Consider the following 14,167-nt stretch of genomic DNA (forward strand, 5'->3'; position numbering starts at 1 on the left):
TTAACGGATGAGGTAACAGGACGTGGCATCCGTGTAATGAGTGGAAGTGCGATTCATTCGCAATCAACACCCACTTACAGGTCAGCGTCCATGAAGTTCACCCCGCGTTGCGTCCCCCTCTGGCTCGGCCTTTCGGTGTGCCCGGTCATCGCCATCGCACCGTTGGCCGGGGCAGCCGAGCAAGTACAGGCGTACACGTTTGCCCAGCCGAGCCAACCTTTGGCCCAGGCGCTCAATGCCTTCAGCCGAGCCACCGGCCAGAGCGTGGTGTACACCCTCGAGCTTCCTGGCCTGCAGGCACCTGCCCTCAACGGCACCTTCAGCGCAGAGCAGGCGCTGCAGCAATTGCTGGGCACTTCCGGCCTGGCCTGGCGCCGCGTCGATGCCCGCACCTTCACCCTCGAAGCCGTGAGCAGCGACGGTGCACTCAACCTGCAGGCCACCACCGTGACCTCGCAGATGGACGCCTACAGCTATCAGCCCCCGGCCACGGCCTCGATCATGCGTGGCCAGGGCCCGACCCAGGACATCCCCCAGGCCATCAACGTGGTCCCGGCCCAGGTCATTCGCGACCAGGCCCCGCGCAACCTCGATGATGCCTTGACCAACGTCAGCGGCATTACCCAGGGCAACAACTTTGGCGGCACCTCCGACACCGTGATGAAGCGCGGCTTTGGCGACAACCGCGACGGCTCGATCATGCGTGACGGTATGCCCATCGTGCAGGGCCGCAGCCTTAATGCCAGCACCGAGCGGGTCGAAGTGCTCAAGGGCCCGGCCTCGCTGCTGTATGGCATCCAGGACCCAGGCGGGGTCATCAACGTGGTCAGCAAGCGCCCACAACTGCAGCAGTACAACGCCCTGACAGTGCGTGGCTCGACCTACGGCAGCGGCAAAAATGGCAGCGGTGGTGGTTTCGACAGCACCGGCGCACTCGGCGACAGCAACTTCGCCTACCGCCTGATCGTCGACCACGAAGATGAGGACTACTGGCGCAACTTCGGTGTGCACCGCGAATCGCTGGTAGCGCCATCGCTGGCCTGGCTGGGCGAGGACACCCAGGTGGTGGTGGCGTACGAGCACCGTGAGTTTCTTTACCCGTTCGACCGCGGCACGGCCTTTGGCAGCAACGGCCACCCCTTGGACATTCCGGCCACGCGTCGCCTGGATGAGCCATTCAACGACATGGAAGGGCGCTCTGACCTGTATCGCCTGGAGGTCGACCATCAAGTGGCCGACGATTGGAAGCTGCACTTCGGCTACAGCTTCAACCGCGAGACCTACGACGCCAGCCAGGTCCGCGTGACGGGCGTCAACGAAGCCACGGGCACGCTGACGCGCAGCATCGACGGCACGCACAACGCCATGAGCCGCGACCAGTTCGCCACCCTGAGCCTTGCGGGCAACGTCGAGCTGGGCGGCCTGCAGCATGACCTGTTGTTCGGCTTCGATCACGAAGACCGCAAGGTGTTTCGTGGCGACCTGATCCGCCAGACGGCGCAGTCTACCTTCAGCTATGAAAACCCGGTCTACGGCCAGGAAGTGGAGGGCAGCAGCGTGCGCGCCAGCGACAGCGACCAGACCGACAAACTGCGCACCGACGCGTTGTTCGTGCAGGACGCCTTGCACCTGGACGAGCACTGGATCCTGGTGGCCGGTGCGCGCTTCCAGCAGTTCGACCAATACGCCGGCCGCGGTCGCCCGTTCAAAGCCAATACCGACACTAGCGGTCAGGCCTGGGTGCCGCATGCCGGCATCGTCTACAAGGTCGATGACCAGCTGTCGTTCTATGGCAGCTACAGCGAGTCGTTCAAGCCCAACTCCAGCATTGCGCCGTTGACCGGCGGGGTGGTGCTGGATGCGTCGGTAGCGCCCGAAGAGGGCAAATCGTGGGAGCTGGGGGCCAAACTCGACATGCCTGGCAGCCTGACCGGCACCTTGGCGCTGTTCGACATCACCAAGCGCAATGTGCTGGTCGCCAACTTCGACACGGGTACCGGCGAGACGGTCTACAGCAATGCTGGCGAGGTCAATTCACGCGGTGTGGAGCTTGACCTGACTGGGCAGCTCAGCGAGCGCTGGAGCCTGATCGGCAGTTATGCCTTTACCGATGCCAAGGTCACCAAAGACCCGGACCTTGAAGGCAACCGCCTGCAGAACGTGGCCAAGCACAGTGGCTCGCTTTCGGCGGTGTATGACTTTGGCCGCGTGTTCGGTGGCGACCGGCTGCGCTTTGGTGCTGGGGCCCGTTATGTGGGCGAGCGTTCGGGCAACTCGACCAACACTTTCGACCTGCCCAGCTATACCGTTGCTGATGCGTTTGCCACGTACGAGACCCAGCTCGACGAACACAACGTGCGCCTGCAGTTGAACGTGAAGAACCTGTTCGACAAGGTTTACTACAGCTCGGCAGTGAACCAGTACTTTGTCGCAGTTGGCGATGCGCGGCAGGTGAGCCTGTCCAGCACCTTCGAGTTCTAAGTGCTGAAGGCTGTGCGATAGTCGCCAGGCGTCGCTCCGAATGCCTGGCGGAAGCGGTTGCTGAAATGGCTGGCACTGGCAAACCCGCACAGCAACGCCACCTCTCCCAGCGGCAGGTGACCCAAGCGCAGCAACTGGCAAGCACGGTGCAGCCGTCGTGCCAGCAGGTACTGGTGTGGCGGCAAGCCGAAACTGGTGCGGAACATGCGCGCGAAGTGGTACTCGGAAAGGTTGCAGCGCAGGGCCAGTTCACCGAGGGTGATGGGCTGGTCCAGGTGCGCCTCGATGTACTCCACCAACTGCCGACGCAGGTTCGGCGCCAAGCCGCCTTTCAGGCGCAGCCCTTGACGTAGCCCAACCTGGCTGAGCACTGCGTGGTCGACGATTTCATGCGCCAGGCTGCTGGCCAGCAGGCGCTCGCCGGGCTCGTCCCAGGCCAGGTTGATCAACTGGCGAAAGCGCGCCGACTGTTGCGGGTCATCGAGGAACGTCGCCTCCTGCAGCTGCAATTCCCGCGGCTCACGGTCCAGCAGGCGCACGCAACCCAGGGCGAACTGCGCCTCGCTGACGTACAGGTGCGCCAGGCGAATCGCGCCGTTGACCACCCAGTTCGACTCATGGCCGGCCGGCATGATGCACAGCTTGTTCGGCGCGCCCTTGTCGGCCGGGCGCTGGCGACGGAAGGTGCCAGTGCCATCGGCGATGTAGCACGACAGCGTGTGATGGCTGGGCGCCTGGTAATCGCGGGCATCGTCGCGGTTGCGCCACAGCGCCGCAGCCAAGCCGTCGCCCAGGTGCGCGCTCAGCTCCAGGCGGGCGTGGGGCGAGGCGTGCATGGCGTTGAAGACGTGCAGCTGGGAGAGTGGGGTCATGGGCGATTCCTCTGGGGCCATCGTACTGCGCTTGCGTTGCGCTGACAGCTACCTGGGTTGGAAAAGCGCAAGTTTGTGCAAGCGCAGGGCAGTGGCCAGGGGGAACACTGGGGGCCCTGGCGAGGGCTGCGCCCTCGTTCGCAGGCAAGCCAGCTCCTACAGGTACGGCGCCGTTTTCCTGTAGGAGCTGGCTTGCCTGCGATGGGCCGCAAGGCGGCCCCAGGTTGTATGGTCGAACGCCTGAGGAGGCCCCACCTGTGAACCTGTCCCTGTACCTGCTCACCGTCCTGATCTGGGGCACCACCTGGATCGCCCTGAAACTGCAACTGGGTGTGGTCGCCATCCCGGTGTCCATCGTCTACCGCTTCGCTTTGGCCGGCCTGATCCTGTTCGCCATCCTGTTGCTCACCCGCCGCCTGCAACCCATGAACCGCCGCGGCCACCTGATCTGCCTGGCCCAAGGCCTGTGCCTGTTCTGCGTCAACTTCATGTGCTTCCTCACCGCCAGCCAGTGGATCGCCAGCGGCCTGATCGCCGTGGTGTTCTCCACCGCGACCCTGTGGAACGCACTCAACGCCCGGGTGTTCTTTGGCCAGAAGATCGCTGCCAACGTGCTGGGTGGCGGAGCACTGGGGCTGCTGGGCCTGGGCCTGCTGTTCTGGCCCGAACTGTCCCACCATGCCGCCAGCCGCGAAACCCTGTACGGCCTCGGCTTGGCCTTGTTCGGCACGCTGTGCTTCTCGGCCGGCAACATGCTGTCGAGCATGCAGCAGAAAGCAGGGCTCAAGCCCATGACCACCAATGCCTGGGGCATGGTCTATGGCGCGGCGATGCTGACGGTTTATTGCCTGTTCAGCGGCATTCCCTTCGCCATGGAATGGAACACGCGTTACATCGGCTCGCTGATGTACCTGGTGATCCCGGGTTCGGTGATTGGCTTCACCGCCTACCTGACCCTGGTTGGGCGCATGGGGCCGGAGCGCGCGGCTTATTGCACGGTGCTGTTCCCGTTGGTGGCGTTGAATGTGTCGGCGTTTGCCGAGGGGTACCAATGGACGGCCCCAGCGTTGCTAGGGCTCGTCGCGGTCATGGCGGGGAATGTGCTGGTGTTTCGCAAGCCTAGGGTCAAGCCTGCAATGGTGTTGGCACGCTAAGGCGAACGGTCAGCCCTTCCACACCTGCGGGTTCACCAAATCCTGCGGCCGCTCGCCCAACAGCGCCGCACGCAGGTTGTCCATCGCCCGGTTGGCCATGGCCTCGCGGGTTTCTGCGGTGGCCGAGCCGATGTGCGGCAGGGTCAGGGCGTTGGGCAGTTTGAACAGTGGAGAATCGCTCAGCGGTTCCTTCTCGTACACATCCAGGCCGGCACCGCGAATCGTGCCGTTCTGCAGAGCTTCGATCAGCGCCGCTTCATCGACCACCGGGCCGCGGGCGATGTTGATCAGGAAGGCGCTTGGCTTCATCAGCTTCAGCTCCCGTGCACCGATCAGCTTACGGGTGGCGTCCGACAACGGCACCACGATGCAGACGAAATCGGCTTCGGCCAGCAGTTGCTCCAGGCTGCGGAACTGCGCCCCCAGCTCTTGCTCCAGTGCGGCCTTGCGGCTGTTGCCGGTATAGATGACCGGCATGTTGAACCCGAACCGGCCGCGGCGGGCAACGGCGGCGCCGATGTTGCCCATGCCGACGATGCCCAAGGTCTTGCCGTGCACATCGCTGCCGAAGTGCGCCGGGCCGACGGTGGCTTGCCACTGGCCGGCCTTGGTCCAGGCATCCAGCTCGGCCGTGCGCCGGGCGCAGCCCATGATCAGCGAGAAGCCCAGGTCTGCGGTGCTTTCGGTGAGTACGTCGGGGGTGTTGGTCAGGGCGATGCCGCGTTCATTGAAGTAGTCGACGTCATAGTTGTCGTAGCCGACCGAGACGCTGGAGACCACTTCAAGCTTGGCCGCGCCTTCGAGTTGCGCACGGCCAAGCTTGCGGCCGACGCCGATCAGGCCGTGGGCCTCGGGCAGGGCTTCGTTGAACTGGGCGTTGATGTCGCCGAGCTTGGGGTTCGGCAGGATTACGTTGAAGTCTTGTTGCAGGCGCTCGGCCATGGCCGGGGTGATGCGGCTGAAGGCCAGGACGGTCTTTTTCATCGGCAACTCTCTGCAAGGCTAGGGTGGACTGCCAGGCAGTTGACCGCGTTGCGGTCATTCGCAGCACAAGGCTGCTCCTACAAAAGTCGGTGTAGGAGCAGCCTTGTGCTGCGAATGGAGGGCATCGCCCTCCCATGGTCCTGGCGCTGGAAGCAATGGTTAGCAACCTACCATTGCTCCTCCCCTCAATGCAGCATGTTTCTCAGTTGGCGATCTGCACCTGATGGGTTTTCAGGTCTGCCTCATGCGCTGCCAGAATTTCCGGCAGCGAGTTGCGCAGGTACTCGACCCAGGTCTTGATCTTGGCATCCAGGTACTGGCGCGACGGGTAGATGGCGTACAGGTTCAGCTCTTGCAGCCGATACTCGGGCAGCACCCGCACCAGGCTGCCGTCGCGCAGCCCGTCGATGGCCGAATAGATCGGCAGCACGCCCACGCCCATGCCACTGCGGATCGCGGTTTTCATGGCGTCGGCGGTGTTCACCTGGAACGGCGAGCTGGTGATGTTGACCATTTCCTGGCCTTCCGGGCCGTCGAACAGCCACTTCTCCAGCGGGATCACCGGGCTGACCATGCGCAGGCAGGCGTGCTTGAGCAGGTCGGCAGGCTTGTGTGCGATGCCGTTGCGCACGATGTAGTCGGGCGAGGCGCAGACGATGCTGTAGGTGATCCCCAAGCGCTGCGACACGAAGCCCGAGTCCGGCAGCTCGGTGGCCAGCACGATGGACACGTCGTAGCCCTCGTCGAGCAGGTCCGGCACGCGGTTGGCCATGGTCAGGTCGAAGGTCACGTCCGGGTGCGATTCGCGGTAGCGGGCAATGGCATCGACCACGAAGTGTTGGCCCACCCCGGTCATGGAGTGAACCTTCAATTGCCCGGCCGGGCGGGCATGGGCGTCGCTGGCCTCGGCCTCGGCTTCTTCAACGTAGGTAAGAATCTGTTCGCAGCGCATCAGGTAGCGCTTGCCGGCCTCGGTCAGCGCGATGCGGCGGGTAGTACGGTTGAGCAGCCGAGTTTGCAGATGGGCTTCCAGATTGGAGACCGCCCGCGACACGTTCGCGGTGGTCGTATCCAGTTGCGCCGCGGCAGCCGTGAAGCTGCCAAGCTGGGCTACGCAACTGAAAGCACGCATATTTTGCAGGGTGTCCATGGGTCACTCTCAAGGTAGAGGACAAAATTGTGTCACGAAGTAACGACGAAGTTATTAAAAGATGCCTTCGACCAAAGGCTGATTATCGCGCGTTTGGTAACAAAGATTCGCAGGAATATGCGCTTATCGCCAGTCCTGCCGCCCCCTAGAATTGCCCGGCCCCTCCACCTCTTCCTCGGGAAATCGCAGCTGTGCCGCGTCGCATCATCAGAACGCTTCAAGTGTTCAGTGCCTGTGCCCTTACCCTCACCTTGAGCGGCTGTATCGGAACCTGGGGCATTGCCCCGCAAAGCAAGACATTACACGCCAATACCCTGACCACCGACGCGGCGATACGCGAAGCGGCCACCGACGCGCACTGGCCCGACCAGCAGTGGTGGCAGGCCTATCGCGACCCGCAGCTGAACCGCTGGCTCGCATTGGCCGTCGAGGGCAGCCCGAACCTGGCCATGGCCCTGGCGCGGGTGCGCGAGGCCAAGGCCATGGCCGGTGTGGTCGAGTCGGCAGAAAAGCTGCAAGCCAACGGCCAGGCCACACTCAAGCGCCACAACTGGCCCGAGGATCAGTTCTACGGGCCTGGTGCGCTGTCGGGCGCCAATACCTGGGACAACAACGCCGCCATCGGTTTCAGCTATGCCCTCGACCTGTGGGGCCGCGAGCGCAATGCCAGCGAGCAGGCTGTGGACCAAGCGCACATGAGTGTGGCCGAGGCTCGCCAGGCGCAGCTCGAACTGCAGAACAACGTGGTGCGTGCCTATATCCAGCTAAGCCTGCACTTTGCCCAGCGCGATATCGTCAAGGCTGAACTGGAGCAGCAGGAGCAGATCCTGGCCCTGGCCAAGCGTCGGTTGGACGCAGGCATCGGCACCCATTTCGAAGTCAGCCAGGCCGAAGCGCCGCTGCCCGAAACCCATCGCCAGCTCGACAGCCTTGACGAAGAGATCGCCCTGACCCGCAACCAGCTTGCTGCGTTGGCCGGCAAGGGGCCAGGGGAGGGCGCGCAGATCCAGCGCCCGACCCTGACCCTCGGCGCCCCGCTCACGCTGCCATCGGCGCTGCCCGCCGAGCTGGTCGGCCAGCGCCCGGACGTGGTCGCCAGCCGTTGGCAGGTGGCCGCGCAAGCCCGTGGCATCGATGTCGCGCATGCCGGCTTCTTCCCCAATGTCGACCTGGTCGGCAGCCTCGGTTTCATGGCCACCGGCGGCGGCCCGCTGGAGTTTCTCACCGGGCGCAAGTTCAACTACAACGTCGGCCCGGCAATCAGCCTGCCGGTCTTCGACGGCGGCCGCCTGCGCTCGCAACTGGGCGTCGCTTCAGCGGGCTATGACATGGCCGTCGCGCGCTACAACCAGACCGTGGTCGGTGCATTGAAGAACATCTCCGACCAGTTGATCCGCCGCGAGTCGATGAAAGAGCAATCGCACTTTGCCGCCGAATCGGTCGCCGCCGCGCAGAAGACCTACGACATCGCCATGGTCGCCTTCCAGCGTGGCCTGACCGACTACCTCAACGTGCTCAACGCGCAGACCTTGCTGTTCCGTCAGCAGCAGGTACAGCAGCAGGTGCAGGCCGCCCGCCTGATCGCCCATGCCGAACTGGTTACCGCCCTTGGGGGTGGCCTGCAAGCGGGCAAGGACGTGCCGGAGCAAGAGCGCCAGGCCGCACCGAAAACCCCGGCCACCCTGGCCATTTTCGACAAGCAGCCGGATAACGCCAAATGAGCACCTCAAGCCTGCCCGTGCGCTGGCTGCAGAGCCTGGAGTGGCGCCGGGGCTTCTTTGCCTGGGCGCGCACCGATGGCGTGACCTGGGTCTACATCTTCAAGGTGCTGGCCGCCGCCTTCATCACCCTGTGGCTGGCCATGCGCCTGGAACTGCCGCAGCCGCGCACGGCGATGATCACCGTGTTCATCGTCATGCAGCCGCAAAGCGGCCACGTGTTCGCCAAGAGTTTCTACCGGGTGCTCGGCACTCTGGCAGGCTCGGCGATGATGGTCGCACTGATCGCCATTTTCCCGCAGAACACCGAGCTGTTCCTGCCCAGCCTGGCCTTGTGGGTCGGCTTGTGTTCGGCAGGCGCGATGCGCTATCGCACCTTCCGCGCCTATGGCTTCGTGCTGGCCGGCTACACCGCGGCGATGATCGGCTTGCCGGTACTGGAGCACCCCGACCAAGCCTTTATGGCGGCCGTGTGGCGGGTGCTGGAAATCGCCCTGGGGATTTTGGTTTCAACGTTCGTCAGCGCCGCGATCCTGCCGCAGTCGGCCAGCGCCGCCATGCGTAATGCCCTCTATCAGCGCTTTGGTGTGTTCGCTGGCGTGGTGGTCGAAGCCCTGCGCGGTGATAGCCAGCGCGACCGTTTTGAAAGCAGCAACGTGCGCTTCATCGCCGAGGCGGTGGGCCTGGAAAGCCTGCGTAACGTCACCGCCTTCGAAGACCCGCACATGCGCAGGCGCAGTGGCCGGTTGGTGCGCATGAACAGCGAGTTCATGGCCATCACCACGCGCTTCAATGCCCTGCACCGGCTGCTTGAGCGCCTGCGCGCCCGTGGCCCGCTGCAGATCGTCAGCGCCATCGAGCCGGGCCTGGACACCTTGGTCGAATTGCTTCAGCCCTACGTGGGCCGCGCCTTGACCGATTCCGACGCGCTGCGCCTGACGCTTGAGCTGGCCGCCTACAAAGAGGGCCTGCAAGCCCAGGTGCGTGGCTTGCGCGCCGAGTACCAGCAAACCAACCCCAGCGAGTCCGACCTGCTCGACTTCCACACTGCCTTCGAGCTGCTGTATCGCTTTGTCGACGAAATGTTCAGCTATGCCGAGACCCATGCCTCGCTGGCCGTGCACAAGCACGAGCGCGAGCAGTGGGACGAGCCCTATGTGGCGCAGACCAGCTGGCTGGTGTCGTTGGCTGCTGGCGTGCGCGCCTCGGCGGTGCTGTTGCTGCTGGGCAGTTACTGGTTGCTCAGCGACTGGCCCAGCGGCGCCATGATGACGCTGATCGCCACGGTCACCGTGGGCCTGTCGGCGGCCTCGCCCAACCCTAAGCGCATGTCATTCCAGATGGCCTGTGGCACGGCGATCGGGGCCTTCGTCGGGTTCTTCGAAACCTTCTTCGTGTTCCCCTGGATCGACGGATTCCCGCTGCTGTGCATGGTCCTGGCACCGGTCTTCGTGCTGGGGGCGTTCCTGTCTTCGCGGCCGGCTTACGCCGGTTACGGCATCGGTTTGCTGGTGTTTTTCGCCATCGGTTCGGTGCCCAACAACCTGACCGTCTACGACCCTTACACCTTCATCAACGACTACATCGGCATGGTCATCGGCATGTTCGTCTGCGCGGCGGCCGGGGCGATCATCCTGCCGCCCAACAGCCGCTGGCTGTGGAGCCGGCTGGAGCAGGAACTGCGTGAACAGGTGCTGTTCGCCATCAGTGGTCGCTTGCGCGGCCTGGGTTCGGCTTTCGAGAGCCGCACCCGCGACCTGCTGCACCAAGCCTATGGCCTGGCTGCCGGCAAGCCGAAGGTGCAGAGCGAGCTGATGGGCTGGATGTTCACCGTGCTGGAAATCGGCCACGCCATCATCGAGCTGCGCAAGGAACAGGCCCGCGCCCCGATCCACCCGGCCTACGCCGAGTCGCAGCCATGGCGCCAGGCCATCCGCGTCATGGGCCGCGCCCTGGCGCGTTTGTTCCTGCAGCCCAGCGCCAGCAACCACGAGCGCGCACTGGTGGCGGTGGACCATGCCATCAGCCGCGTGCAGGCCACCGACGAACCCTTCGCCCGGCACTTCGACACCTCGGTGCTGCGCCGCGCGCAAAGCTACTTGCACTTCATCCGTTCTTCCCTGCTGGACCCACAGTCGCCGCTGGCACCGGCGAAAGGACTGCACCATGCCCCGTGAAATCATGCCCCGTGAAATCGCCTTCCATGGCGTGTACATGCCCACCATGACCTTGATGTTCCTGTTCGCCCTGGGCCTGGCCTGGGGCCTGGACCGCTTCATCGCCAGCCATGACGGCTACCGCTTTTTCTGGCACCCGGCGCTGCTGCGCCTGAGCCTGTTCGTCTGCCTTTTCGGCGCCCTCGCGCTGTCTGTCTACTGGTGAGAAACCTTCGATGAAAAAGTTCTTCAGCCTGATCGCCACCCTGCTGGTGCTGGTGGCCGCCGTGGCGATCGGCCGCCAGTTGTGGCTGCACTACATGACCACGCCCTGGACCCGCGACGGGCGTGTGCGTGCCGACATCATCAACGTCGCTGCCGACGTGCCCGGCTACGTGGTGGGTGTACCGGTCAAGGACAACCAGCGGGTGAAGAAGGGCGACCTGTTGATCCAGATCGACCCTGAGCACTACCAAATGGCCGTCGACCAGGCCAAGGCGCTGGTTGCCTCGCGCAAGGCCACCTGGGAAATGCGCAAGGTCAACGCCAAGCGCCGCGCCGACATGGACAACCTGGTGATCTCCAAGGAAAACCGCGACGACGCCAGCAACATCGCCAACTCGGCCCAGGCGGATTATCAACAGGCCCTGGCCGAACTGGCGGCCGCCGAGCTGAACCTCAAGCGCACGCATATCGTGGCCACGGTGGACGGTTACGTGACCAACCTGAACATCCACAAGGGCGACTATGCCCGCACCGGTGAGCCGGTGATGGCGGTAGTCGACGAGAACTCGTTCTGGGTTTATGGCTTCTTCGAAGAGACCAAGCTGCCGCACGTGAAGGTGGGTGACCAGGCCGAGCTGCAGATGATGAGCGGCGAGCGCATCAAAGGCCACGTAGAGAGCATTGCCCGCGGTATTTATGACCGCGACAACCCCCAGAGCCGCGAGCTGATCGCCGATGTGAACCCGACCTTCAACTGGGTGCGGTTGGCGCAGCGCGTGCCGGTAAGGATCCACATCGATGAAGTGCCGGAAGGGTTTTTGCTGGCGGCGGGGACGACGTGTACGGTGGTGGTGAAGCCGAGTGAAGGGTGATTATTGCAGTTACCCTCCTCTTATGCGGCCCTGCAACTCAACGTTCGATACGTTGTCTTGATGTCGGGTCGTTATAATGCCTAATCTATCCATGCTGGTAACAATCTTGTAGTGGGGGAACTGGATAGCCCTGATCAAACGTACGTTGCTGTTGGGTTGTTGCACCTCGAAGTTCAGAGAAGCATAGATAGGTTCTTCAGTGCGGTTACGTACACGTACGCTGTTGCTGGGGTGGTGTAAGTTAGATTGAATAGACATATATAGATTTTCTGGATCGCTTATGTCAGATGTGGGCGTTGCGCGGTCTGATTGTGGTGATTGGGGGGCTGATCGTGGGGCCATTATGCCGTAGGCCGGATTGGCGCTTGAAACGACTCGGCGTTTTTTCTGGCCTCTAATCGCGTTAAGTATCTTCGTCCAAAAGCCGATGTGTCCGGTCGGATCGCTATTGTTTACTGGGTCACCACCACAATAAACATAGGCATTTGGACCACTTTCACCGAATGGGCTCCAACTGTCCGGGCTATTGAAACGCATTAGCTTCGAATTGAATGCTCTATACCCGTTACCCAATAAATAATAGCCCGCTATTGAATCTGCGAGCTCTCCGTTGAAACCGAGTAAGCTGACCAGATGCTTGTGAGGGCTCCTTAGACCATAGGCGGAATAGGTAAAGTGCTGGCGGTGTGGAGGTTCGGATCCCTGCGCTGTTTCCTGGTAATGGTTTGCCACGAGCATTCACCTTGGTTGGTTGGGTGGCTGATGCTTGTATGCTGATTCGATAGGCCAATGCTGACTACTGGCTGTTTTGTCAGGTACTGAATAGCTGTAGCACCGGCACATCAATGTTGGTTTGCCATGCCCACCATTACTGGAACCTCAACACGATCAATCACCTTCGCGCTGATCGACGGATCCAGCAACCGCCCCAATCGTGACAGGTGGCGATGACCCATGATGATCAGTTCGCAACGCAGATCTTGCGCCTTGCTGACGATGGCCTCGACCGGCTGCCCGGCCACCATGCAGCCCTGGCTGGTGAAGCCGGCGTCCTGCAACTCGCGCACGGCCTTGGCTACGGCGTGGTCGGCATGCTGCTGCTCCTCGCAGGCGGCGGGGTATTCCTCCAGTTCTTCGGTGGTGTAGGGCGCGGGTTGCTCGTGCACGGCGAAGGTGCTGTCGATGGCCAGCAGCACATGCAGCTCGTGTTCGGCGGGGCGGCAGTAGCGGCGGGCGAGGGTGAGCAGGGCGAAGGATGCGGGGGAGGCGTCGATGGCGATGAGGACCGGGGTGGGCATGGGAATCCTTGTCGAAGCTGAATGATGTGCTGTCTGTACCGGCCTCTTCGCGGGGCAAGCCCGCTCCCACAGGTTGGCCGCACAAACCTCGGGCATTGCGGGGTACCTGTGGGAGCGGGCTTGCCCCGCGAAGAGGCCGGTACAGCCACTGCATCACTTATGGCCCATCCAAAGCCCGGAATAAATGCCCCACCACGCACGACCTTATTGCGTCTGACGCAATCCACCAACCTGCTACCATCGCCGTTCCCACAATCGCCACGGAAAACGGCCATGCAACTCCCGGACATGAACCTGCTCGTCGCCCTCGACGCCTTGCTTGACGAAGGCAGTGTGGTGGGCGCCGCGCAGCGCATGAACCTGAGCCCGGCCGCCATGAGCCGGACCCTGGGGCGCATTCGCGATGCCTTGGGCGACCCGATCCTGGTGCGCGCCGGCCGTGGCTTGGTGCCGACACCCCGTGCGCTGGCGCTGCGCGAGCAGGTGCATGGGCTGGTGGAGCAGGCCGGGCAGGTGTTCCGCAGCCGTGACGATGTCGACCTGGTCAACCTGGACCGGGCCTTTAATATCCGCACCAATGACCTGTTCATCGCCCTGTACGGCGCCCAGCTGTTGCGCATGATGCTGGCCCAGGCACCGCGTACGGTGCTGCGTTTCGTGCCCGAGGGCAGTGGCGACGATGATGCGGTGCTGCGCAACGGGCATATCGACCTGATCATCAGCTCGGCCGTCGAGCTGGGCCCGGAAATCAAGGTGCAGAGCCTGTTCAACACCTACTTCGTAGGCTTGGCGCGCGAGGGCCACCCGATCTTCGATGCCGAGATTACCCCTGAGCGGTTCGCCGCCTACCCGCAGATCAGCGTGTCGCGCCGTGGCCGGGCCAACGGGCCGATCGATGTGGCATTGGCCAACCACAAGGTCGAACGGCGGGTGGCGCTGATCACCACGAGCTTCCACTCGGCGATGTTTTCGCTGCCGGATTCGGACCTGATCCTGCCGATCCCGGCCAACATCCTCAACAGTGTGCAGCGCTTGAAACTGCCCCTGCGCTCGTTCGAGATCCCGGTGCCGTTGGAGAAGGTCAACGTCAAGCAGGCCTGGCACCCGCGGTTCGACAATGACCCGGCACACCGCTGGCTGCGCCAGACGTTGAAGGCATGTGGCAGCTTCGACCCGTAACAGAGGCCGATTGCGTTTGGCGCAATATAAACCTGCCAACAAGTCAGTTTTCGTAAGCATTCGACCTTCTTAGACTTG

11 protein-coding genes and 1 pseudogene are annotated in these 14,167 nt (G+C 63.2%); 7 read left to right on the forward strand and 5 right to left on the reverse strand.

Features of this window, described 5'->3' with window-relative positions:
* Window positions 1–90: 90 nt before the first annotated feature.
* A complete protein-coding gene (locus OO306_RS09945) occupies window positions 91–2,481 on the forward strand; it encodes a TonB-dependent receptor (protein WP_265968536.1) in 2,391 nt (796 codons plus the stop codon).
* Here the strand turns inward: OO306_RS09945 and OO306_RS09950 are convergent.
* On the reverse strand, window positions 2,478–3,353 hold the full coding sequence (locus tag OO306_RS09950; RefSeq protein ID WP_265968537.1) for a helix-turn-helix domain-containing protein: 876 nt from the start codon (window positions 3,351–3,353) through the stop codon (window positions 2,478–2,480). The two genes, OO306_RS09945 and OO306_RS09950, sit on opposite strands and share 4 nt — an antisense overlap.
* A gap of 257 nt (window positions 3,354–3,610) precedes the next feature.
* Here OO306_RS09950 and OO306_RS09955 point away from each other — a divergent pair, with 257 nt between their 5' ends.
* Window positions 3,611–4,507: a DMT family transporter gene (locus OO306_RS09955; protein ID WP_265968538.1), complete on the forward strand. Its 897-nt coding sequence runs from the start codon at window positions 3,611–3,613 to the stop codon at window positions 4,505–4,507.
* Between the two features lie 9 nt (window positions 4,508–4,516).
* Here the strand turns inward: OO306_RS09955 and OO306_RS09960 are convergent, their stop codons facing one another.
* Together OO306_RS09960 and OO306_RS09965 are read right to left on the reverse strand one after the other, a co-directional pair.
* Window positions 4,517–5,491: a D-glycerate dehydrogenase gene (locus OO306_RS09960; RefSeq protein ID WP_265968539.1), complete on the reverse strand. Its 975-nt coding sequence runs from the start codon at window positions 5,489–5,491 to the stop codon at window positions 4,517–4,519.
* A gap of 202 nt (window positions 5,492–5,693) precedes the next feature.
* Entirely contained in the window at window positions 5,694–6,641 is a 948-nt protein-coding gene (locus OO306_RS09965; protein WP_027595283.1) for a LysR family transcriptional regulator, read from the reverse strand.
* A gap of 191 nt (window positions 6,642–6,832) precedes the next feature.
* Here OO306_RS09965 and OO306_RS09970 point away from each other — a divergent pair, with 191 nt between their 5' ends.
* Genes OO306_RS09970 through OO306_RS09985 form a run of 4 tightly spaced genes read left to right on the forward strand, consistent with a single transcriptional unit; the run spans window position 6,833 to window position 11,612 of the window.
* On the forward strand, window positions 6,833–8,362 hold the full coding sequence (locus OO306_RS09970) for an efflux transporter outer membrane subunit (RefSeq protein WP_265968540.1): 1,530 nt from the start codon (window positions 6,833–6,835) through the stop codon (window positions 8,360–8,362).
* Window positions 8,359–10,536 carry an FUSC family protein gene (locus OO306_RS09975; protein WP_027595285.1) on the forward strand — a complete coding sequence of 726 codons (2,178 nt, stop codon included), beginning with the start codon at window positions 8,359–8,361 and terminating at the stop codon, window positions 10,534–10,536. Before OO306_RS09970 ends, OO306_RS09975 begins: the two co-directional genes overlap by 4 nt.
* A gap of 4 nt (window positions 10,537–10,540) precedes the next feature.
* The gene (locus tag OO306_RS09980) at window positions 10,541–10,741 is read left to right on the forward strand and encodes a DUF1656 domain-containing protein (protein WP_027595286.1); all 201 of its coding nucleotides are present in this window, start codon (window positions 10,541–10,543) and stop codon (window positions 10,739–10,741) included.
* A 10-nt stretch (window positions 10,742–10,751) separates the two neighbouring features.
* The gene (locus OO306_RS09985; RefSeq protein WP_099430401.1) at window positions 10,752–11,612 is read left to right on the forward strand and encodes an HlyD family secretion protein; all 861 of its coding nucleotides are present in this window, start codon (window positions 10,752–10,754) and stop codon (window positions 11,610–11,612) included.
* 426 nt (window positions 11,613–12,038) lie between these two features.
* Here OO306_RS09985 and OO306_RS09990 read toward each other — a convergent pair.
* Together OO306_RS09990 and OO306_RS09995 are read right to left on the reverse strand one after the other, a co-directional pair.
* A pseudogene (locus OO306_RS09990) lies at window positions 12,039–12,236 on the reverse strand (RHS repeat-associated core domain-containing protein); the annotation flags it as partial.
* 218 nt (window positions 12,237–12,454) lie between these two features.
* Window positions 12,455–12,910 (reverse strand): universal stress protein, encoded by a 456-nt coding sequence (locus tag OO306_RS09995; protein ID WP_265968541.1) that lies wholly within the window; start codon window positions 12,908–12,910, stop codon window positions 12,455–12,457.
* A 273-nt stretch (window positions 12,911–13,183) separates the two neighbouring features.
* Here OO306_RS09995 and OO306_RS10000 point away from each other — a divergent pair, with 273 nt between their 5' ends.
* Window positions 13,184–14,089: a LysR family transcriptional regulator gene (locus OO306_RS10000; protein WP_099430398.1), complete on the forward strand. Its 906-nt coding sequence runs from the start codon at window positions 13,184–13,186 to the stop codon at window positions 14,087–14,089.
* Window positions 14,090–14,167 lie beyond the last annotated feature (78 nt).

Origin of the sequence: Pseudomonas sp. DCB_AW, from assembly GCF_026240895.1 — a bacterium.
Taxonomy (GTDB): Bacteria; Pseudomonadota; Gammaproteobacteria; order Pseudomonadales; family Pseudomonadaceae; genus Aquipseudomonas; species Aquipseudomonas kermanshahensis.

What these genes read in the sequence shown, in the direction of transcription:
- OO306_RS10000 (WP_099430398.1), top strand. Translation starts at nt 13,184, where the DNA reads ATGCAACTCCCGGACATGAACCTGCTCGTCGCCCTCGACGCCTTGCTT.
- OO306_RS09965 (WP_027595283.1), bottom strand. Translation starts at nt 6,641, where the DNA reads ATGGACACCCTGCAAAATATGCGTGCTTTCAGTTGCGTAGCCCAGCTT.
- OO306_RS09945 (WP_265968536.1), top strand. Translation starts at nt 91, where the DNA reads ATGAAGTTCACCCCGCGTTGCGTCCCCCTCTGGCTCGGCCTTTCGGTG.
- OO306_RS09975 (WP_027595285.1), top strand. Translation starts at nt 8,359, where the DNA reads ATGAGCACCTCAAGCCTGCCCGTGCGCTGGCTGCAGAGCCTGGAGTGG.
- OO306_RS09960 (WP_265968539.1), bottom strand. Translation starts at nt 5,491, where the DNA reads ATGAAAAAGACCGTCCTGGCCTTCAGCCGCATCACCCCGGCCATGGCC.
- OO306_RS09980 (WP_027595286.1), top strand. Translation starts at nt 10,541, where the DNA reads ATGCCCCGTGAAATCGCCTTCCATGGCGTGTACATGCCCACCATGACC.
- OO306_RS09950 (WP_265968537.1), bottom strand. Translation starts at nt 3,353, where the DNA reads ATGACCCCACTCTCCCAGCTGCACGTCTTCAACGCCATGCACGCCTCG.
- OO306_RS09985 (WP_099430401.1), top strand. Translation starts at nt 10,752, where the DNA reads ATGAAAAAGTTCTTCAGCCTGATCGCCACCCTGCTGGTGCTGGTGGCC.
- OO306_RS09995 (WP_265968541.1), bottom strand. Translation starts at nt 12,910, where the DNA reads ATGCCCACCCCGGTCCTCATCGCCATCGACGCCTCCCCCGCATCCTTC.